Source organism: Burkholderia sp. KL41 (assembly GCF_057005415.2).
The window spans coordinates 1470441-1491580 of record NZ_CM174447.1; the positions used below are offsets into that span (position 1 = coordinate 1470441).

Annotated in this window: 21 protein-coding genes and 1 pseudogene; 11 read left to right on the forward strand and 11 right to left on the reverse strand. The window is 61.5% G+C overall.

Translation table 11 applies throughout. From position 1 onward, the window contains the following. Positions 1-6 precede the first annotated feature (6 nt). Positions 7-348, forward strand: a complete 342-nt coding sequence (locus tag PQB87_RS24075; protein ID WP_011548523.1) for a hypothetical protein — start codon at positions 7-9, stop codon at positions 346-348. A gap of 86 nt (positions 349-434) precedes the next feature. Here PQB87_RS24075 and PQB87_RS24080 read toward each other — a convergent pair whose 3' ends face one another. The 6 genes from PQB87_RS24080 to PQB87_RS24105 form a co-directional block, all read right to left on the reverse strand. After that, positions 435-653 carry a tautomerase family protein gene (locus PQB87_RS24080; RefSeq protein WP_011548522.1) on the reverse strand — a complete coding sequence of 73 codons (219 nt, stop codon included), beginning with the start codon at positions 651-653 and terminating at the stop codon, positions 435-437. A 58-nt stretch (positions 654-711) separates the two neighbouring features. Then, positions 712-1920: a MalY/PatB family protein gene (locus tag PQB87_RS24085; protein ID WP_011548521.1), complete on the reverse strand. Its 1209-nt coding sequence runs from the start codon at positions 1918-1920 to the stop codon at positions 712-714. Between the two features lie 380 nt (positions 1921-2300). Further along, entirely contained in the window at positions 2301-3410 is a 1110-nt protein-coding gene (locus PQB87_RS24090) for an alkene reductase (protein ID WP_011548520.1), read from the reverse strand. Between the two features lie 148 nt (positions 3411-3558). Then, positions 3559-4239 (reverse strand): DsbA family oxidoreductase, encoded by a 681-nt coding sequence (locus PQB87_RS24095; protein WP_011548519.1) that lies wholly within the window; start codon positions 4237-4239, stop codon positions 3559-3561. Between the two features lie 69 nt (positions 4240-4308). Beyond that, positions 4309-4650 carry a carboxymuconolactone decarboxylase family protein gene (locus tag PQB87_RS24100; RefSeq protein WP_011548518.1) on the reverse strand — a complete coding sequence of 114 codons (342 nt, stop codon included), beginning with the start codon at positions 4648-4650 and terminating at the stop codon, positions 4309-4311. A 126-nt stretch (positions 4651-4776) separates the two neighbouring features. Beyond that, positions 4777-5340, reverse strand: a complete 564-nt coding sequence (locus tag PQB87_RS24105; protein WP_011548517.1) for a TetR/AcrR family transcriptional regulator — start codon at positions 5338-5340, stop codon at positions 4777-4779. A 358-nt stretch (positions 5341-5698) separates the two neighbouring features. Between PQB87_RS24105 and PQB87_RS24110 the strand changes: the two genes are divergently transcribed. The 3 genes from PQB87_RS24110 to PQB87_RS24120 all read left to right on the forward strand — a co-directional run bounded on the left by PQB87_RS24110 (position 5699) and on the right by PQB87_RS24120 (position 8193). Beyond that, on the forward strand, positions 5699-6253 hold the full coding sequence (locus PQB87_RS24110; RefSeq protein ID WP_011548516.1) for an OsmC family protein: 555 nt from the start codon (positions 5699-5701) through the stop codon (positions 6251-6253). A gap of 152 nt (positions 6254-6405) precedes the next feature. After that, positions 6406-7176 carry an SDR family NAD(P)-dependent oxidoreductase gene (locus tag PQB87_RS24115; RefSeq protein ID WP_011548515.1) on the forward strand — a complete coding sequence of 257 codons (771 nt, stop codon included), beginning with the start codon at positions 6406-6408 and terminating at the stop codon, positions 7174-7176. A gap of 144 nt (positions 7177-7320) precedes the next feature. Then, positions 7321-8193, forward strand: a complete 873-nt coding sequence (locus PQB87_RS24120; protein WP_011548514.1) for a fumarylacetoacetate hydrolase family protein — start codon at positions 7321-7323, stop codon at positions 8191-8193. Positions 8194-8696: 503 nt separating this feature from the next. Here PQB87_RS24120 and PQB87_RS24125 read toward each other — a convergent pair. The 4 genes from PQB87_RS24125 to PQB87_RS24140 all read right to left on the reverse strand — a co-directional run bounded on the left by PQB87_RS24125 (position 8697) and on the right by PQB87_RS24140 (position 13398). Further along, a complete protein-coding gene (locus tag PQB87_RS24125; protein ID WP_011548513.1) occupies positions 8697-10139 on the reverse strand; it encodes an amidase in 1443 nt (480 codons plus the stop codon). A 36-nt stretch (positions 10140-10175) separates the two neighbouring features. Beyond that, positions 10176-11405 (reverse strand): MFS transporter, encoded by a 1230-nt coding sequence (locus tag PQB87_RS24130; protein ID WP_011548512.1) that lies wholly within the window; start codon positions 11403-11405, stop codon positions 10176-10178. A 22-nt stretch (positions 11406-11427) separates the two neighbouring features. Further along, positions 11428-12366, reverse strand: coding sequence for a SphA family protein (locus tag PQB87_RS24135; protein WP_011548511.1), 939 nt, complete (start codon positions 12364-12366; stop codon positions 11428-11430). A 78-nt stretch (positions 12367-12444) separates the two neighbouring features. Then, positions 12445-13398 carry a helix-turn-helix domain-containing protein gene (locus tag PQB87_RS24140; protein WP_226113973.1) on the reverse strand — a complete coding sequence of 318 codons (954 nt, stop codon included), beginning with the start codon at positions 13396-13398 and terminating at the stop codon, positions 12445-12447. On the opposite strand from PQB87_RS24140, the gene PQB87_RS24145 reads away from it, so the two are divergent. From PQB87_RS24145 to PQB87_RS24175, 7 genes and pseudogenes are all read left to right on the forward strand, one after another. Continuing rightward, positions 13388-13795, forward strand: a complete 408-nt coding sequence (locus PQB87_RS24145) for a hypothetical protein (RefSeq protein ID WP_226113972.1) — start codon at positions 13388-13390, stop codon at positions 13793-13795. The genes PQB87_RS24140 and PQB87_RS24145 overlap by 11 nt on opposite strands. Before the next feature lie 626 nt (positions 13796-14421). Then, positions 14422-15798 (forward strand): glycoside hydrolase family 28 protein, encoded by a 1377-nt coding sequence (locus PQB87_RS24150; RefSeq protein WP_011548508.1) that lies wholly within the window; start codon positions 14422-14424, stop codon positions 15796-15798. Between the two features lie 143 nt (positions 15799-15941). Next, a pseudogene (locus tag PQB87_RS24155) lies at positions 15942-16079 on the forward strand (IS66-like element accessory protein TnpA); the annotation flags it as partial. A 1236-nt stretch (positions 16080-17315) separates the two neighbouring features. Next, on the forward strand, positions 17316-17711 hold the full coding sequence (locus PQB87_RS24160) for a transposase (RefSeq protein WP_011694460.1): 396 nt from the start codon (positions 17316-17318) through the stop codon (positions 17709-17711). Continuing rightward, positions 17711-18802, forward strand: coding sequence for a Mu transposase domain-containing protein (locus PQB87_RS24165; protein WP_011694461.1), 1092 nt, complete (start codon positions 17711-17713; stop codon positions 18800-18802). The genes PQB87_RS24160 and PQB87_RS24165 overlap by 1 nt, the downstream gene beginning before the upstream one ends. Beyond that, positions 18777-19565: an IS21-like element helper ATPase IstB gene (gene istB / locus PQB87_RS24170; RefSeq protein WP_011694462.1), complete on the forward strand. Its 789-nt coding sequence runs from the start codon at positions 18777-18779 to the stop codon at positions 19563-19565. The genes PQB87_RS24165 and istB overlap by 26 nt, the downstream gene beginning before the upstream one ends. Further along, positions 19562-19783, forward strand: coding sequence for a hypothetical protein (locus PQB87_RS24175; RefSeq protein WP_011548505.1), 222 nt, complete (start codon positions 19562-19564; stop codon positions 19781-19783). Before istB ends, PQB87_RS24175 begins: the two co-directional genes overlap by 4 nt. A gap of 340 nt (positions 19784-20123) precedes the next feature. Here PQB87_RS24175 and PQB87_RS24180 read toward each other — a convergent pair whose 3' ends face one another. Next, a complete protein-coding gene (locus PQB87_RS24180; protein ID WP_011548504.1) occupies positions 20124-21137 on the reverse strand; it encodes a LacI family DNA-binding transcriptional regulator in 1014 nt (337 codons plus the stop codon). Positions 21138-21140 lie beyond the last annotated feature (3 nt).

Here is a 21140-nt window from a genome sequence, read left to right on the forward strand (position 1 = left end):
GTATTAGTGAACATTGCTAGCACTACTTTGGGCACGGCTAGCATTGATTGTGAACTGCTACACGAGCTGGCCGTGCCCGGCTTGCGCATCGGATTCAAATTCCGGTGGACCGCCCTCGGTGGTGGTGTAGCGACCGAGGCGAAAATCACGCAGCAAGCCCGCATGACGATCACGCCCGACCTGCCGCTGCCGTTTGACGCGCAAGCCGCCGCAAAGATCGGCGGATTGGTTATTGTGATCTCAGGCGCCTCTTGTCGTCATGCTCACTTTCGCACTGGGCGGCTGTTGAAATTCGGAGCGGTGACCTGGCCCACTCGATCAATCGCGCTGGCTGCGCGTTTTAGGTAGCATGCCGTGGAAGCAATGAAAAAGGGCTCCAACGGCATAAGCGATGGTCGCTTCACTGCCGCTGGAGCCCGTTCAGGGCCAGCCAGTTACTGGCCTGCGGCCAGTGCCTTAACCCTCTCGGTTGTTAGTGCGTTGCCGGCAATGCCCCAGTCACCGCTCTTTACTTCCTCAACGATAACCCAGGTAACGGGCCGCATGCTTTCGCCCTCGATCGACACCATGGCGTCGGTAAGGGTAGAAATGATCTTTTCCTTGTCGGCTGCGGAGAAAACGCCTTCGATGACTTTTACGTTAATGAGCGGCATAAGTGTTCCTTTGGTTCGTTTGAATTGATGCTGCTGTCTTGCCTTACGTCGGCTTGATTCAATGGTATTGCTTCACAATTGCATCTCGGATTCGTTCGAGGGACAGCCGAAGCTGCGCCCGCGGACACGCAAGATTGAGTCGCACTCTGCGGTCGCCGTTCTCGACGAACATCTCTCCGCCTTCCAGAACGACGCCTGATTTTTCAAGAAAGAAACGCGTGAGGTTGACTGAATCGTCGAAATAGGTCCGTAGGTCGATCCACGCCAGATAAGTCGCTTCCGGAACGCGAAATTTTGCTTTTGGCAAGTGATCGCTCAGAAAGTGTTGAGTCAGGGCGAAGTTCTCGTCCAGATACAGCCGCAGCGCATCCAACCACGGAGCGCCATCGCGGTACGCACCGATGGCGGCGGCGAGACTGAGCGGGTTCACGAACGGGTAGTGGCGCCGTTTCCATTCTGAGCGCAATTCCGGATCCGGGATGATGACGGTCGCGATCATCATTCCTGCCAGATTGAACGTCTTGCTAACGGCCATGCACGTGATGATGTCTGGGCTACCCGGGAACAACTTCGCCAACGGCGTGTGTGCATTTCCGGTTCTTAGCAAGTCGCAATGGATCTCGTCAGAAACAATCTTCACACCGTTTGCGATGCAGAGTTCACCCATTCGGCGCAGCTCGTCGCTTGTCCAGATCCGGCCGGTCGGATTGTGAGGGTGGCAGAGGAAAAAGAGCTTCACCGCCGGATCGCTAACTTTCGCTTCGAAGTCCTCAAAGTCGATCGAGTACTTGCCGTCGTCGGATGCGAGCATGCGTGACGTCACGAATTCGCGATCGCGCTGAAGCGCCGCGTGTTTGAAGTATCCATAGGCCGGCGTCAGACTAAGCACTTTGTCGCCGGGGCGGCACACATATTCTACGAGTGCGAAGAGGGCTGGTATGACGCCGAGTGAGACCTGCATTTCCTCGCGAGCGAAATGCCAGCTGTATCGTTGCGCACACCAGGAGTGGAAAGCCTGATAGAGCTGCTCGTCCAGGTCCGCCGTGTAGCCGAAGATGGGATGTTTGAGGCGCTCGGTAATGGCATCGATGGCGGCATCGGGGGCGGCGAATTGCATGTCGGCGACCCACATCGATATCAGCTCTTCTCTCGGCATCTCGAGTGCAAGTGCAGGTGCATCCGCTCCGAACAGATAATTCGCGAAACCTTCCTCCGCCATTGCATTTGTGTTGCGGCGGGAGATCGAGCGATCAAAGTTATAGCCCATACTGGATTCTCCATGTACGAAATCAAGCATTCAACGAGCCTCGCGCGATGCAGCTGTTGGTCTATCGCACCGACGGACGACGGCATATCCGCTTGACCTTTCGGTCCCATGACGCGCAACAGTTTCGAAGGCCTGCATTGACGTCGATGGGGAGTCTGAATGTGGCATGCAACCTGAGGCGACGCCTCGGCCGGTCCGGATCACGGTCGGCCGGCCAAGTTTCGCCAGATCTTCTGATGCTATTAAATGCCGATGGGAAGCACTTCGAACGACTTGGAAAAGTTGATTCGGAGACTTCCCATGCAAGCAGTCCGAGCCCGCCGTACCTCATCTCGCGTTCATGTCGGGGACCGGAATGATGCGTCGGCATTTCAGTCCGATTACGCGGTTTCCTGCTCGAAAGTCGGATAATCGGTGTAGCCCTTGGCACCAATGACGCCATAGAAGGTCGACCGATCGGGCTCCGTGAGCGGCCAACCGTTCTTCATCCGCTCCACCAAATCGGGATTGGAAATGAAGGCCGTGCCGAACGCGATCAGGTCAAGTTCTCCCTTCGCCAGTTCGGCTTCGGCGAGCTCCTGCGTGAAGCCGCCGGCGCCGATCAGCGTGCCTTGGTAGGCCTTGCGAAAGGCCGCACCAAAGCCATTCGGAGTACCTGCTGCAGAAATGGTCGTCTGATAGTTCAGGTGTACGAACGCCAGCTTCCGTTCGTTCAAGGCCGAGGCCATGCTCGCCCACGCATCCGCTTCCCCTTCGAAGGCCTCCATATCGTAGATGCGCCCGAACGGCGAGACCCGCACGCCCACCTTTTCACCGCCAATGGCGTCTGCCAGGGCGTCGATCGTCTCCAGCAAAAAGCGCTGACGATTAGCGATGGAACCGCCATATTGGTCGGTGCGGGTGTTCAGCGCGCTGCTCAGGAACTGGTCGAACAGGAAGGCATTGGCCGCCATCACTTCTACGCCGTCGAAGCCTGCGTCCATCGCCCGACGCGCGGATGCAACGAAGTCCTGAGTGACACGTTGCACTTCGTCCGTGGTCAGCGCACGCGGCACACTCGGGAGGACCGGGCCCTCCTTGCCGGGTTCTACCCACGCGTAGACCATGGTCGTGGTCGCCGGCACTTCGCCCGACGACACCGGAGCCGCATTGCCAGGCTGGATGGAAACGTGGGACAGCCGGCCAACGTGCCAGAGCTGGGCAAAGATTTTGCCGCCCTTTTTGTGCACGGCGTCGGTGACCTTCCGCCATCCTTCCGTCTGCTCGTCGGTGTACAGACCCGGCGTATACAGATAGCCTCGGCCCTCTTCGGACACCGGAAGACCTTCGGTGATGATCAAGCCGGCGGAAGCACGCTGCGCGTAGTAGAGCGCGGTGAGATCGTTGGGAATGTTATCGGGCGTACGCGTGCGCGTCATCGGTGCCATGACGACGCGGTTGGCGAGCTGCGTCCCGGAGAGATCGTAGGGCGTAAACAATTTACTCATCATGTTGCTCAAAATGTAGGTGCGCCAGGGCGCTGGTGAGTGTCGGGTTAAATGCGAAATGAAACGGATGGCTATCTAACAGCCGGGAATCTGCTTCACGCGCATTTCGGTCAGTCCGGAAAGAATCGATACCTTGTGAATGGGGGGCTGCCTAGTGAGCGCACCCGTCAATGCTGCAGCTCATGCCTCCGGTGTCTTCGCTTTCGTCCGGTACGTTCTCGGCGGAGTCGAACAACGCTTTTTCGAACACGGCAACTTCACGTGCGCCTGAGAGGTACGTTCGGTTGTTGAAGACAAACAGCGGAACGCCATTTGCGATTCGATTTGCCTCTGCTTCATCTCGCGCGATTTCGGACACCATCTCGCGATCGTCGAAGGAGAGCGACGCAGCAGAAATGCCGATGCTCTTCGCAAGGTCGATGAGCGCGGCTCTATCGAAGATGTCAATCCCGTCGGTCGTCGCGGCCCGGTAGATCGCTTCGATCATCCGTTGTTTGTCTTCGGACGTTTGGACACTTTTGACGAGTAGGTGCGCGTCGCTCGTATCGCCAAAGCGCATGGTCTCGAATCGGTAGTTCAGACCTTCCTGGGCTCCGGCCGAGCACACCGCATCCATCATTCTTTGCGCTGCTGTCGCGTTTCCGAACTTGGCATAAAGCGCGTCTGTAAAGCCGGTCGGAACCATGCCTCGCGCAAGACGGTAGGACTTGTGTGTCACGACCACGTCGACGTGCTGCGTCACGCCTTCTATCGCTTTTTCCAGGCGTCGTTTTGCGATCCAGCACCAGGGGCAGACAAAGTCCGACCACACTTCTACATTGACCCGCTTCATGTTTCATCCTCAGCTAGAAATTGCTGCCTCGTGGCGCTCCGCTCGCAGCGGTAGCGCCGGGTAGGACATTTACTCGCGACCGAGATGGTCCAGCGCGTCGAGGACATGAGTGCTATAGACCACAGCGGCGCCGGCATTGAGATTGATGGCGACACCAAGTGCTTCTGCGACTTCTTCCTTCGTCACACCGAGCTTGTTGGCTTCTGCCGCGTGAAAAGCGATGCAGCCGTCGCAGCGTGTTGTGACAGCGACTGCCAACGCAATCAGCTCTCGCGTCTTTGCGTCGAGATGATTTGTCTTGGCGCCGGCGGCACCGAGCAAACCAACGCCTTTGAGCGTGTCCGGGGTGTACCGTGCGAGTTCATGCACGCGACGGGTGACGGCGCCGATTGTTTCAGTCCAGTTTTCCATGGTTTTCTCCAAATAACAACCAACTAGTTGGTAGGGTAAATACTCAAATAAAAGAGCCATGTTCACGCGGAAAACGGCTCTGGCGCTGGGTGCAACGATGAATCGTTTGGGGAAGCGATCCCCTTTTTATGCTGCGGAGACGATGAGTCGAATGATGCCGCGGTCGAGCGTTTCGCCGTTCTTCATGGCCCACTCGACAAAGCTGGCTCCCTCTAGAACGCTCAATACCTGATACGCCTTCTGGCAGCTCCCCACACCGGCGGCGATCTCGCCGTCGCTGATGCCCTTGTCGATGACCCTGGTCAGCCAGCGCAGTTGCAGCTCGAAAAACCGGTGCGTGAGCTTCTGCAGTTCGGGCGGCAAAGCAGCCATCTCGGCGGCAAGCGCACCGCAGAGCGGGAGCAGGCTTCCATCACTGCTGGCGCGAAAGGTATCGAAAAATCCGTTCAAGCGGCCCCAGAAGTCCTCATTCTCGCGGTCGATTCGCTCGAACGCTTCCACCACTCTCGCGACATAGGCTTCCACAATCGCAACGCCCAGATCTTCCTTCGTCGGGAAGTGATGGTGAATGCTTGCCTTCCGGATGCCAACGGTTTCGGCCAGATCCGCATAACTGAAGGCGGCATAACCCCTCGAGCGCATCAGGCCTTCTGCAGCTTGAACCAACGCGTCGCGCGTACCTACTGCCATGCATCCTCCGGCACACTGCCATCTTCAATTGAACGAACCCAGCGAATCACTGCAAGCGGAGTCTACCTACTAGTTGGTTTTTTGTCAAGCATGACGGCGCATCTCGTCTTCGCAGCGGGCCAACCTTGCAGGGACGCCCCGCAAGCAGATGGTGGAGGAACGTGTCCCCAATTGCACTAACCGACCTCGTGCATTTTTTCATTGAGCGGGCAGAGCGGCAAATTCGTCCGATCAATCTCGAAGGAGCGTCACGACTACAAGGACGAGAAATGCCCTTGTGAAGCTACCAACTAGATGGTAGGCTTGCCGCGTGTTTGAACTTTTCCCTGCGCGAGAGCGCTCCTAGGAGGACCAGCAGATGACTACCCACCCGAACGGAATCGATGTGCCGGCTTTGCAGCAATTCGCGCAAGAAGTCGCCACGGACCCCACGAAGCGAAACGCGCGCTTCAACGTCAAGACGAAATGGGAACACCAGACGCGTTCCGTGGCGACTGTCAGCCACTATGAGCTGGGCGGGGTGACTCACCAGCGGCATTTCGAAATCGCAGCGGACGAACCCACCCAGCTTTTGGGCACGAATAGCGCGCCTAATCCGCAAGAGCTGCTCATGGCCGCGCTCAACGCTTGTTTGACGGTCGGATACGTGGTCAACGCCGCCGCGATGGGCATCACTGTCCACAGTCTGGAAATCGAGACCGATGGTGAGCTGGACTTGCGCGGTTTCCTCGGGCTCGACGAGAGCGTGAACCCGGGATACGACGAAGTGAGCTATGTCGTTCGCCTGCACACGGACGCTTCGCGCGAGCGTGTCGAGGAGTTGCACCAGGTCGTGACGAAAACTTCGGTCAACCTCGCGAATTTCTCGAAGGCGATCCGCATGGTCTCGACTCTCGAAGTCCGCGAAGGCTAACCAGCGGAGGTACTTGCGATACCGGCCGCGTTCTGCGTTCTGCGTTCTCCGCGAGGCGAGCTGATTCATGGACGCGGCAAGACGAGTAATGTCCGCGTTGGCGCGGCCGCGCATGCGGAACTGATCCAGACATTTAAATTAAGGAAGCCAAAATGAATGATTTTTCCGGTAAGAAACTTCTTGTCGTCGGTGGCACCAGCGGTATCGGGCTCGCAACGGCCAAACAAGTGCTGAAAAGCGGCGGTAGCGTCGTCTTGACGGGAAACAGGAAAGACAAAGCTGAAGCGGTCCGTGCCGAACTGAGCGGGCTCGGTCCGGTCTCCGTGATTGCGGCGAACCTCATGACCGAGGAAGGCATGAACGCCATCCGCTCGGAGATCAACGCGAATCACAAAGATATCTCGCTTCTGGTGAATTCTGCGGGCATCTTTGCTCCGAAGGCCTTCATCGACCACGAAGAATCTGATTACGACATGTACCTGTCGCTCAATCGTGCCACTTTCTTCATTACGCGGGACGTGGTCAGGAACATGCTCGCTGCGAAGCTCCAAGGCGCTATCGTGAACGTCGGGTCGATCGGAGCCCAGGCAGCGCTGGGCGACTCCGCGGCATCGGCGTATTCCATGGCAAAAGCAGGTCTGCACGCGCTCACGCGCAATCTCGCGATTGAACTCGCCGATGCGGGTATCCGAGTGAATGCTGTCTCGCCGGCGATCGTACAGACGTCGATTTATGAAGGCTTTATGGCGAAGGAAGACATTGCCGGTGCGATGAAAGCGCTCGAGTCGTTTCATCCGCTCGGACGCGTCGGTACGCCCGAAGACGTTGCAAACACGATCGTCTTCCTTCTTTCAGACAAGACCTCGTGGGTAACCGGTGCCATCTGGAATGTGGATGCGGGGGTGATGGCCGTGCGCAAATGATGGCTGTTTGGATGTACGCGCGCTAGCAGTACATGGGCGACGGAAACGTGATGAAGGAGGGGCTACCGCTGCCTCCAGCGGTGCTCCAACAGGACATTGAAGGCGTAGTCGGCGACTTCATGGACGGCGAGCAAGGAGTGTGCGATGCGATTTGCAGTCTATAAAACGGATGGGCACCGCGGCATCGCGGTGGAGCACGGCGGGCGATGGTTCGGGCTGACCGCCGAGGACACCGCCTATCCGGGCGATCTGGATGCGCTGCTGGCGCACGGCGCTGATCTTGCCGAAGTGGGCGCGCTTCTCGCGCGCGGCGCGCCGGTCGATCTCGAGGCGGTGCGCTTGCTGCCGCCGTTCGGACGGTCCGGCAAGATCGTCTGTGTCGGATTGAACTACCTCGACCACTCGACCGAGACCGGGTTTGCGAAGCAGGCCTATCCGACCGTGTTCGCGCGGTTTGCGTCGAGCCTGATCGGCCATGGCGACCCGATCGCGCTGCCGGCGCAATCGTCCCAACTCGACTACGAGGGCGAACTAGTGGCGGTGATCGGCAAGGGCGGACGCAGCATCGCGCGCGAGCGGGCGCTCGATCATGTTGCCGGCTATTCGATTTTCAACGACGCCACGCTGCGTGATTACCAGTTCCGCACGCCGCAATGGACGATGGGTAAGAACTTCGACGGGACGGGGGCATTCGGGCCGTGGTTCGTCACGGCCGACGAACTGCCGCGCGGCTGCAAGGGGCTGAAGATCCAGACGCGCTTGAACGGTGCGGTCGTGCAGGAGGCATCGACGTCGGACATGATTTTCGATGTCGAGACGCTGGTCGTGCTGCTGAGTGACGTGATGACGCTGCAGGCCGGCGATGTGATCGTCACGGGCACGCCTGCCGGTATCGGGATGGCGCGCGAACCGCAGCTCTGGATGAAAGCCGGAGACGTGTGCGAAGTCGAGATCGAGCGGCTCGGCGTGTTGCGCAACCCGGTCGCGTACGTGGGGACGGTCCGGCGCGACGCTTGACTTACGCGCATGGTGCTCTGCGCCCGGCTCGCAGGCGTTGTCAGGCAGGTTCTCTACATGCGAGGAGAGGCGGACGCGCGCGTAGGGTGCCGTGATCGTGAGCGTGACAACAGACAGAGGTGCCTGTCACGTTCGGACAGTCTTCTGAGATTTTAAGTGGGACGTCCGATGCGGTTATGCTGGTGATTTAGTCGCAGGCGAAGGATGATTACCCGTCGACGCAAAGAAGTCTGCTGGCTCGTCCGGCCTGGCGAAGTGCCTCCCGTATCTGAAAGATCGACTACAAGAGCTTGATCGGTAAAACGCGATTTGATTCCAAGGGCGATCTCCAGAATGCGACGATGACACTCTATACGTTCAAGAACGGGAAACGCGAAAGCCTGCGCGTACAACATTGAATATCGGGACACCCCGACACGACGTTCGGGGTGTCTGCTTCCTCTCTGGTCAAACGCGCCCGTGCGCTCAGTCGCCTGCAGCCAGGAAGTTCACCGGACCGTCAGTCAAACGCAAAGCGGGGGAACCCGATCCGCCCACGGTGCAGCGCGCTCAAGCTGCGCGGCGAGCGAGAACAGCAGCGACTCTGCGCCGAACGCCCCCGCGAAATGGCTGCCGATCGGCAGGCCTTGCTCGTCCCAGTAAAGCGGCACCGACATCGCGGGCTGACCGGTCGCGTTGAACCATGCCGTGAACGGAGAAAACCGATGCGCTCGATCGATGACTTCGCTCAACGACTGCGTGTCGTCCGCGGTCGCAAGTTCGGCCGGCGCAAGCGGCGGCATCGCGAGCGTCGGCGTTAGCAGCACGTCGTAGCGCTCCATCAACCGGCCGAACGTCCGGCCCAATGCATGGATCCAGTCGACGGCGCTCGCGTATTCGGCGCCGCTTGCATTGCCTTTCTCCCGCAGGATGATACGGGTGCGGGCCTCGATTTCGCCGTCGCGTACCGGAAGTCCGCGCTGGTTGCCTATCATGTCGACCAGCGCACGCGTTTGTGCGCCGATGATCGTGAATACACGGTCATAGAACGCCTCCGAATCGACCGGACTATCGAGCGGCTCGACGTGGTGTCCGAGCGAGCGCAGCAACGCGACGGTATGTGCGAGTGCGGGTCGGCAGGCCGGATGAAGCGGCCACGGTGGCGCTTGCTCTATCACGGCGATTTTTAGCGGCCGCGGATCGCGCTGCGTGGCCGCGAGAAACGTCTCCGGTTGGCATGGCGCCGCATAGGGCGCGCCGGTATCGGCGCCCGCGGTCAGGTCCAGCAGGGCGGCGCTGTCGCGAACCGAGCGCGTGATCGCGTGGTTGATGGCCATGCCGGCCCATCCTTCGCCGATCATCGGGCCATTCGGCGTTCGACCGCGTGTCGGCTTCAATCCGAACACGCCGCAGCAGGACGCGGGCACCCTCAGCGAGCCACCGCCGTCGTTGCCGTGCGCGAACGGCAGCACGCGCGCGGCGACAAGCGCTGCCGCGGCGCCGCTCGATCCGCCGGCGCTCACATGCGGATTCCACGGATTGCGTGTGACGCCGAAACGCGCTGAGGAGGTGCAAAACGACGTGCCCAGTTCGGGCGACAGCGAGGTTCCAGCGATCGGTATGCCCGCGCGCCGTAGGCGCCCCACGAGTTCGCCGTCGAAGTCGGGCCGGTAGTCGCCGAACAGGAACGATCCGTTCGCCATGCGTGCGCCGCGCACCGGCATGAAAAGGTCCTTGATGAGTGTCGGGACACCGGCGAGTACGCTCTCGTGGCCAGTGATGGTCGATGCGGCTAGTCTGGCCGTTTCGTCGAGGCGCTCTGCGACGGCATTCAGCGAGGGGTTGATCGCGTCGAGACTGGCGAGGACGGCGTCCAGCAGTTCCGTCGGCGTTACTTCTTTCTCGCGAACGAGCGCCGCGAGCGCGATGCCATCATGCGTGGCGATGAGCGTTTGGAAATCTTTCATAGGTCTATCGTTCGAGAACAAGAAAATGGGAGTGGATCAATCGTCGCCGCGGCTACGAAATGCCGGCAGCAACCACAGCAGTGCCGTGGCGGCTGTACCGGACGCGATGGAGACGATTGCGGGACGCAGTCCGCCGAACGCCTGTGCACATCCGAGCACGACCAACGGGCTGAGGAACTGGCCCAAATAGAGCGCGGCTGTGAAACCGCCCAGGGCGCGGCCACGAATCGCGAGCGATAGCCTGCGCATCAGCGGCAGGATTGCGTTTGGGACCAGCATGCCGCCGCCGAAGCCGTGAATCACGACCGCCACGACGATGGCCGGCACCGTATTGGCGCTCGCAAGCAGATACAGACCCACCGCAAGCAGCACAAGGAGCGCGACATTGACGAAGCGCCGGCCGAGCGAGTCGCGCAACCATGGCCATGCGATGGAGCCGGCCAGCGTCGATAGCAAACCGATACCCGAGACCGCACCGATCATCGTCGACGAGTGCTGCCCGATGTCGATCATCAGCTGCGGCATCTGCACCGGGACCACGAAGGAACTGACCATTCCGACGCAGATCAGCAGATAGCCAATGGCGAGCGTCGACGCGAGCTTGCCGCCGGACAGCGGCGTGCCGCCGTCGCCCGGCTCGGCGGGCCGACCATGACGCAGCGGCTCCCACAGCAGGGCGGCAATCGCAGGTATGAGCAGGATCGGCAGCAGGTAAAGATAGAACGGATAGCGCCATGCGTGCTCGCCGGCCGCGCCGCCGAGCACGAAAAAAATCGTGCCGACGACACCGATCGTGACGACCTGCCGGTTCACGTAGCGCACCCGTTGTTCACCGTGCCAGTAGTCGCCGATTAACGTCGTGCAGCACGTCATCACGCACGCTTCCGCGGCGCCGAGCGCGAACCGGCAGACGAGGATCGCGGTGAAACTGTCGAGCCATGCCGGCGCAGCGCCGACCAGCCCGTACACGAGCGTTGCTAGCAAAAGCAGCATCTTGCGTCCGACGCGATCGGCAAGCCAGCCGGCGAGCGGCGCGCACAGCGCGATCGCAAGGGCGGGGCCCGTCGCGACGAGCGGCACGAGTGCGGCGAGGCGCGGGTTGGCTGGCACGAAGTCCGCCGCGAGTTTCGGCAGGATCGGCGCGATCATGACTGCGCCCATTACGGTGAGACTGCTGCCGAGCAGCAGCACAGCACCCTGGCTGGCGCCGGCTTGCCTAGCGGCACGTGAATATGGCGCGGTATGCGCGGAAGAAAGCGGATTCATCGACTGCTCCCGAATCAGAACATCAGAACGACAGCGCGGCACGCAGCGCGATTTGGTACCCCTGCGCGTGGTTTTGCGCACCGAATTCCTTGTAAACGTGCAGCCATACCGCCGGCTTTCCCTGTTCGACATAGCTGATCGCGGGGCCCACCGCGTTCACGTGCGCGCGGTTGCCGTCGACATTCGGGCCGTGGTCGTTGCTCAGTTGCCGCTCGATGTAGCCGCCGAGGCCGGCGGTGAACGGGCCGATGTGCTGTCCGAGCGCGAATTCCTGGCGGAACCCGGTGCCGCTTCGATAGTTCGTTGCACGGTTCGTCGTGTTCTGATCGACCTCGATGCTGGTCGAGATTTCGAATCCGCTGTCGGTGATGTACGTTGCGCCGATGATCGGCGAGAAGGTCCAGTGGTTGACGCCAGGATTGAAAAGTCGAGTGGACCGATAGGCTCCCGTTGGCGCCTGCACTTGGAGTGCGACGTTGACGAACAGATTAGGCAAAGTCCACGCGAGAATCAGCGGCTGGAAATCCGCATCGCCGATATTGGTCGGATCGGCCGACATTGCGAGCGTTCCCGCGGGCGTCGGTACGTTCACGTGCCCGTTCAGATTCAGGAACGGCACGATCGCGCCGAAGCCGACGTTCGCGCCGAACAGCCTCGCGTTTGTCATTCTGATGTATGCGAGGCTCCACGACGCGGCTGTTAATGAGAAGTCGGCATTGCCGCCGTTGCGCATCGTGTGCGTCGAGTAGTACGCGAAGCGTGTGGCGAGCGTGCCGTTGGGCGTGGGTGGCGGCGTCATCCCCGCGCCGAAATCGAACACGCCGAACGGCGTGATCGGGCCGTCGTTTTCAAGCGCGCCAGCGCTCTGACATGCGAGCGTTGCCGCCAATGTGCCGATCGCGACGACGGTGGTGCGTGTGCGACAGTGCCGCACGCCATGCGGGCGTCTTAGGACTTTCATCGTGCCGTTTCCCGTACAGTTGAAATGTGTACGGAGTCTAGGAACGTCAAAATCCGGCGCGTTATCCGCTTTTGGTAATTATCGTGGGGGGCGTTTGAGCGTATCGGACGGCAGTTCGCCGAACAGTTCCCGGTAGTGCGACGCGAATCGGCTCAGGTGCCAGAAGCCCCAGCGGCACGCGACGTCGCTGACCGAAGCGCTCGCCGGGGAATGTTCGCGCAGTTCGCGACGCACCGCGTTGAGCCGTACCACACGCAAGTACCACGCAGGATGCGTGCCGAGGATTTCCTCGAAGCAGTACTGCAGCTTGCGCCGGCTCGCGCCCACCGCACGGCATACGTCGAGCACGGTCAGTGGAACGCCGGGCTGCGAGATCACGAGCTCGCGCACGCGGTCGACGATGCGACGCCGCGCGGATGGATCGAGCCGAACGGGCCGGCCGGCCGCTTCAAGCGCGTCGACGAGTTCGATCAGAATAGTGTCGCGCAGCGCCTTGCGCGTCTGCAGACGCGCAAGGCGCTGCTCCGACGTGTCTGCAGCGCTGAAACCCGCTACCAGCAAGGATTTCAACGCTTCGTAGCGGGCCACCGGCACGCGCGCGATGCTGGTTTCGCTGGACGGCGTTCCGCCGGCTTCGCCATCGTTATCGCCGAGCCATACCAGCCTGCGAAGCGTATCGGTTGGGACAGTCAGCAATACGACGTCCTGGTGGTCCGGGGTGCGCAACTCCGGCAGCGATGTGCCGCTGGAGACAAGCAGCGCTTTGTCGCGCAGCGGTGAGCCGCCGCAGTATCCGGTGCCTGAGGTTTCCAGCGGGATGCTGAACGACGTGCTACCGGCGCACTGGTCGCCACGTTTCAGCAGCGAGCGATTCACGCGTTCCCTCAGGAGCTGCATCTCGTCGAGGCGGATCGCATGGACGGTACCCTGGAAAGGCCCAGGCGAGAGCTGATCGAGGTGGATCGACCAGCCGTGCGTGCATTCGGCGAGGCTGTCGACGTCATTGCAGGTGAAGCGCCGGATGAACGGCATCCCGTCCGTCGAAGAGTCGCCGGTTGTCGCGGGCGGCAACGGGGTGTACGGCATGGCAGGTTGGGCGATGGACGAAGACCAGTGCCGACAGTGCGCACACCATAAATCATTGACAATGCGTCTTTACCCCGAGGCCGGACGTGCCCGACGCGCTCGCGGCTGGCAGACCTTCGGCCGACGACGTCGGCGGCGAATTCACGAGCCAGCCTCCGTCATCGACTTCCTGATAGCGCCGCATCAGCGGGTTGACTTGGCGAACGCTCAGACCGATCCGTTACGCTGCACGCCCGGGTTTCCAACCCATCTCGGCGATCAGCATCACCTTGGTTCGGTCAAGTTCTCGCATGGCGCACTCAGTGAGATTGAGTACCGGGAGAGTCTGGGGCTGACGACATAACCGATCGTATGTCTATGCAGTTATTACTAGTGCATACAGAAGAGAGACCTAAATTTTCAAAATAATTACAAAAACGACGAATATTAATATTCGCGTAAGAATTTGATCGATGAATTTCAAAAAGAACTCCGGAATTTTGCTAGTGCGGCGAGAATGAGGGCGCGCTGGAGAGTCGATATTTGATCTAGAGCTATTGCATCTTTTATTTATTGTTTGATCAAAAATCTGCAGTTGCTGGATGCACGTCAATGACTATGCCGCGTATAATTAAGTGAATTTGAAAGCCATATTTCATAAATTGCTTTGTACATGAGGGGCCGCCGGGAGATGCAACTTGTTTGACGCCCGGTTATCGCATAAACAGCGGCGCCATTGTGATTGCTGCTCGCACTCCCGTCAGTGCCATCACTTTGCCAACGTTCTCAACTGAGGATCATTATGGTCACCGATCCGTGTTAGTGCGCAGGGATTCGAGAAAAATCCGAGGCCCTGAGCAGTATCCTGGGATACGTGTTGTGTCCCGGCCGAGGTTCGTCCGGCGGCGAATTGCGACTCATAGGTTACCCCCCCCACTGCTTGCCGGCTGCACCTATTTCGCTCTCTTATTTTAAATACAAGGAAAACCAATGAAAGGCAAAAGCAGCACGCGCCTCGTCCTAAGGCTCTCCACCTTGGCCGCGCTCGCCGTGCAAGCGTCCGCGCAAGCGGCCACCTGCACGCCGCAGTGGAGCAGTTCGGCCAGCACCAACACCACGAATCTGCAGAACGCCATCCAACAGTGCGCTGCCAGCGGCACCAGCAGCAGTCCGGGCCTGGTCGACCTGGCCAGCAACAACGGCATCTCGACGGCGGTCATCACCAGCGTGAATCTCGCCAACAATATCGTGCTGAAGTTGGAGAAGGGCTTCACGCTGAAGGGCTCGCCCGCGCAGCCCTCGAGCGGCGCGATGCTGACCGGCAGCAATCTGAGCAACCTGACCATTACCGGCACCGGCGCGATCGACGGCGACGGACAGGACTACTGGCCTGCCGCAGTCGGGCAGAACAATACGGCCCGGCCCAAACTGATCGCCATCACCGGCTCAAACCTGCAGATTGGCTCGAACTTCACCGATGCCGGCAAATCGCAGTCGATCGTGGCCTTCCCGAGTTCGTCCAATGCTACCGGCAGCGCACTGATCATCCGCAACTCGCCGAAGGAGCAACTGGTGATTGAATCGGGCTCGAAGAACGTCACGATCGACGGCGTGTGGATCTACGCGAATCCGAACCGCAATGCCAGCGGTGACGATCTCGCGCCGAACACCGACGCGATCGACATCATCGGCACCCAGACGGCGACCATCAAGAACTGTCTGCTCGACACCGGCGACGACGATATCGCCATCAAGTCAAACGCGGGCGGGGCGGCCACCTCGAGCGTCAACGTCAGCCATTGCGTGGTGGGCGGTGGTCATGGCATCTCGATCGGCGGCCAGGAGGCGGCCGGCACCACGCTCGCCAAGCCCGGCGTCTCGCAGGTGACGGTCGACACGATGCAGTTCAGCGGCACCGACTACGGCTACCGGATCAAGACCGACCAGACCGCCAAGGACAGCGGTGCCACCACCGGCGTGACCTACCGGAACACCTGCATGCGCAACGTCCAGCAGCCCTTCCTGTTCACCTACGCCTACGCCTCGGGCACCGGCGGCGCCCTGCCGATCATCGCCAACGTCACCATCGACAATGTGATCGCCACCGCCACCAAGCAGCAAGGCGCCATAATCGGGCTCTCGAACAGCCTGATGGGCGTGCCAAAATCGGGCGACACGGGAATCAGCATCACCAATAGCCAGATCAGTGGCGGTAAGGCCTTCTCCGTGACCGACGGCGAATTGCAACTGGGCAGCCACAGCAGCGCGACGACCTCGACCGGTTCGAACGGACAAGTAGTGGGGATTCCGGATACCGGCGCGACGCTGTCCTGCCCGAGCAGCATCACGATCCCTGCGCAGATTTGAGCGACATGGGGACACGTCTTCGGTAGGGGCCAAATTAGGATCAAAACGCCTGATGCGTAAGCGCGAAATCCTCCGCACCTAGCCGGCACTGCTGAATCGATCCACGATTGCGTCCGCAACTCACACTTGCGGACGCAACCACGATGACAGCTGACACGATTGACCTCGTTTACCTGCCCCTGAAGGTGATGCACGTTTCGCCGCACGGCAAACGGTCGTTCGATCCAGATGGGAAACGCCGCCTGGTCGAAGCATGCTTGCAACCCGGCGCGTCACTATCGTTGGCCAGGCTGGCTTACCCGGATACGGGAGGCCAATCTGATCCGTTCAATGTCGTGCAAGGGCTGCTCGCCCCATAACGCGGCGTGCGAAGGCTTCTTGGGGTGCTCTTGATTTCCATGCATTTTTCCGGTTAGCCGCCTTTAAGCCCAGTAAGGCTTTTCCATGCGACCCTCAATAAATATCTATACAAATCAATATGATACTGTCTACCCCTCGCTTGAAGATCGTTGGTCGTTGTCAGAAGGTCTGGTCGGCTCGAAACCCCACCGTCGCCGGCTGTGCAAGCAGGCCCGAAAGGCCTTCTTGTTAGGCTCGTTGACTGGTTGACAGGACGGCGTTGTCGGACGCGGTACTCGGCAGGATCCGCTTCGCATAGAGCGCTGTCGATGGCGGTCAAAATCCGCGCTTTTCCGGCGGCGTCACGTCGCGGCGGCATGACACAAATGTAAAAGTCGGCGTTTTGGACGCGACCAACCTGTCGGAAGCGGGATGTTGATGCGGGGCGCGACGTAAGGAGCCCGTAGGGTGACTGGAGACGCGCCCCGCGTCGCATTGGGCGATGCGCATGGTAGAAAGGCGTTTGCCGAAGAAGAACAACAGGCGCGGCACCGGCCTCAACCGCCAAGTCCAGTACGGTGCCGCACCTCCACATAGGATCCAGATGGCAGGCCCGTCGGCCGGCCGGAGAGCCGTGTGAGCGATCAGTATCGCATTGCTCGCGCGGCCCGTCGACCTCAGTCGACTCCTCGTCTTTGGCGTTCTCGAGGAACCGCCAATGCAGCCGCCCACGGGCCGCCTGTACCTGTGCGCCCGTTGCCGGGCGCAGGTCTTCATCTGCCGCCGGTGCGATCGCGGCAATCGATATTGCCGGAATTGCGCCGCCGACGTACGCCGTGACCGTGTGCGCGAGGCTGGACGACGCTATCAGCGCACGCGCCGTGGGCGCGTTGCTCACGCGGCTCGAGCCAAGCGCTATCGGGCTCGGCGCAATAAAGTGACGCATCAGGGTTCACCTGACGTGCCCGCCGATGGTGTACTGCAACCGGACCGTGACGCCGCCATTGCACTCGCCAACGCCGCCGCCCATCCGGCGGCGGCGCAGCCGTTGCGTTGCCATTGCTGCGGCGGCTTGTTGCTGCCACTGGTGCGAACCGGCTTCGTGCGCCGTCGCGGTCCCCGTCGTGTTCGCTCCGAAGGGGCCTCCTTCGGGCGGTGCCCTGATCGCGGAGACCCCGATGACGATTCCGGTTGAACTCGAAGCGCAGATCCTGCGCCTGTATTACGCCGAGAAATGGCCGTGCGGCACCATTGCCAAGCAGTTGCGCGTGCATCGTGAGACGGCGCAGCGCGTGATTGCCCATGCCGGGCTGCCCCGGATTGGGCCGCAGCCGAAACCCTCGATGATCGAACCGTACCTGCCGTTCATCCGGCAGACACTGACGAAATACCCAACGCTGACGGCCAGCCGCCTCTATGTGATGGTTCGCGAGCGCGGCTACAAAGGGGCGCCGGACCACTTCCGGCATCTGATCTCACTGCACCGCCCCCGGAAACCTGCGGAGGCCTTCCTGCGTCTGCGCACGCTCCCCGGCGAGCAGGCCCAGGTCGATTGGGGGCACTTCGGCCACTGATGGCGTTCGTGATGGTGCTCTCATACTCGCGCGATATCTACCTGCGCTTCTTCCTTGATGCGCGAATGGAGAACTTCCTGCGCGGCCACATCGGCGCGTTTAACACATGGTGTGGACTACCAAGAGTCCTGCTGTACGACAACCTGAAATCGGCCGTGCTCGAGCGCGTTGGTGATGCGATCCGCTTCCATCCGACGCTGCTCGCGTTCGCCGGCCACTACCGCTTCGAGCCTCGGCCTGTCGCCGTTGCGCGCGGCAACGAGAAGGGACGCGTGGAACGCGCGATCCGCCATGTTCGAGAAGCCTTCTTCGCCGCGCGCAAGTACACCGATCTCGATGATCTGAACGCGCAAGCCGAGCAATGGTGCCGTACCCAGGCGGCCGACCGGCCATGCCCTGAGGATCGCACGATGACCGTGCGCGAAGCGTTCGCTCGCGAGCAGCCGTTGTTGTTGACGTTGCCCGACAATCCATACCCCGTCGAAGAGCAACTGGCCGTGAAGGTGGGCAAGACGCCGTACGTGCGCTTCGACCTGAACGATTACACGATCCCGCATACCCACGTGCGTCGCACGTTGACCGTCCGGGCCGACCTCAACCAGGTGCGGGTGTTCGACGGTGCCGAGATGATCGCCAGCCATCGACGTTGCTACGACCGGGCCGAACAGATCGAAGACCCACAGCACCTTAAAACGCTCGAGCAGTTCAAACGCGAAGCCCGGCAGCACCGCGGCGTCAACAGCCTGACCCGAGCGGTACCGGCCTGCGAGCTCCTGCTGATCCGTGCGGCCGAACGTGGCGCAAGCGTCGGCGGGCTGACGAGCTCGCTGCTACGCCTGCTCGACCGCTACGGCGCTGCCGAATTGCAGGCCGCCGTCGAAGACGCGTTGCGTGCGGGATCGGCGCATACCAATACCGTACGGGCCGCGCTGGAGCGCCGCCGCGCCGCGCGCGGCGCACCGCCTCCCGTTGCCATGAATCTGCCGGAGCACGTACGGCGCAAGGATGCGCCCGTCCAGCCGCACCGGCTCGATACCTACGATCAACTGACTGCGGAGAAAAAGGATGACGTCGACCCCGAACAACAATGAGATGCTGCGTTCGCGCGCCAGGGCGTTACGCCTGAACGGCCTCGTCGAGCATTGGTCCGAAGTCGACGGCTCCACCTGGCTTGCGCCGTTGCTGCAGTGGGAGGAAGACGAACGGGCCCATCGATCACTGCAACGGCGCATTCGCGCCGCGAAGCTGAGCAAGTTCAAGACGCTGACCGACTTCGACTGGGACTGGCCCAAGCGGATCGACCGCGCGGCGGTCGAGGACCTGATGTCGCTCTCGTTCCTCGACGACGCGACCAACATCGTGTTCATCGGCCCGAACGGCGTGGGCAAATCGACGCTGGCGCAGAACGTCGCGCACCATGCGCTGATCCAGGGCCGCACGGTGCTGTTCAAGTCGGCTAGCGAGATGCTCGGCGAACTCGCGGCACTGGACAGCGATTCGGCGCTGCGCCGCCGCTTGCATCACTATGCCACGCCGGACATCCTCGTGATCGACGAGGTCGGCTATCTCTCGTACTCGAACCGCCACGCCGACTTGCTGTTCGAACTCGTCAGCCGTCGATATGAGGCCCGATCGACCATCGTGACGACCAACAAGCCGTTCGCGGAATGGTCGGAGGTGTTCCCGAACGCCGCCTGCGTAGTGTCGCTGGTCGACCGTCTCGTGCATCGCGCCGAGGTGATCTCGATCGAAGGCGAATCGTATCGGCTCAAAGAGGCCCGCGAGCGCAACGAAGCGCGGGCCCGGCAGCGCAAGACGCGCAAACCTGCCGCAAAGAAGGGGCCGACGTCATGAGCCGCGCACCGTTGCTGCCCTCCGGGCGCCGGCGTGGCCTGCCGTTCGTCGTGCCCGACGACTGGACGCCCGAACAGGCGCTGGCTGCGTATGAACTGCTCGAGGATCTGCTCGCCGTGATCACCGACTTCTACGGCGCCCAACTCCACGAACAGCTGCGTGAGCAGCGCACGTCACGACCGGGTATCCGAACGCGAAAGCTCGACCCGCCGTTCTGAACAGCGCCACCGCCGCATCACGTCAAAGGGGCCCGAGGGCCCCTTCGTACTTGAGCGAATCACTCAGCATTGCACCGCCATTTAAGCGCGGTTTTACACCGCCATCAACAGCCCCATAGCGCGCATCGCTATCAACCTCCCGCCACGGTCCGTCGAGCCAGGCTGGATTCCAACAATATCGACACGAGACTCACTGTCTGACTGGCTACAAAATTCCGCCGCAGGTCAGGTTCGGTGATGGCTGGTTTTCGGATTCGCGACAACGGAACCTGTGCGACCGACGCCACGCCGTTCGTTCCCGGCGCAGACACCGCACGCGCACACGGTGCGTGTCGAGCCGTCAGTCCGGCGCCGTCCCGGTCGATTCGCGCACGACGAGTTCGGGTGCTCCGATCGTATGCACGGCCGCACCCGGCTCGATCCCGTCGATCATGTCGAGCGTCAGCGCGATCGCCCGCGCGGCGATCTGCGACGTAGGGAACCGCACGGTCGTGAGCGCCGGGCGGAACTGGTGCGCGAGCTGGATATCGGTCATGCCGACCACCGACAGCTCGGCCGGCACGCGCAGGCCGAGATCGGCGGCCGCCTGCATCGCGCCGATCGCCATTAGGTCGTTGGTCGCGAACAGCGCGGTGAGGCCGGGCTTCTCGCGCAGCAGCGCGGCGGCCGCTTCGTAGCCGCCTTCGATCGAATCGTGCGCCGACACGGCCGTCAGCGCGTCGGCCGGATGGCCGCGCGCCGCGAGTTCGTCGGCGAAACCGCGCAGCCTCACCGACTGCGGACCGCCCGACCCCTTGCCGACGAGCGCGCCGAACGCACGATGCCGCAGCCCGGACAGATGCGCGGCCGCCAGCGCGCCCGCCGCCGCGAAATCGACGGTCACGCACGGCAACGTGCGCGACGCATGCACGCGTTCCCACATGCACAGCACGATCGATGCGCCGTGACGCGCGATGTCGGCGAGCTCCGCTTCGGCGAGATCGGTGTTCATCACGATCGCGCCGGCCGCGAGCGTCCCCGCGATCCGCTCGAGGTAGTTGCGCGTGATCGCCGGATCGTCGTCGGTATTGGACACGAGCAGGTAATGGCCGCGCTTGCGCGCCTCGCGTTCGGCGGCCAGCACGAACTCCGGGTAGAACGGGTTCGTGATGTTCGACAGCATTAGCGCGAGCGTCGACGTGCGGCCCTCTGCGAGCGCGCGCGCAGTCAGGTTCGGCCGATAGCCGAGTTCGCGGATCGCCGCCATCACGCGTTCGACGGTCGCTGGCTTCACCTTCTGCGGATTGCGCAGCACGTTCGAGACGGTCGCCGCCGTGACGTTCGCGCGCTGTGCGACTTGCGCGAGCGTCACCAAGCG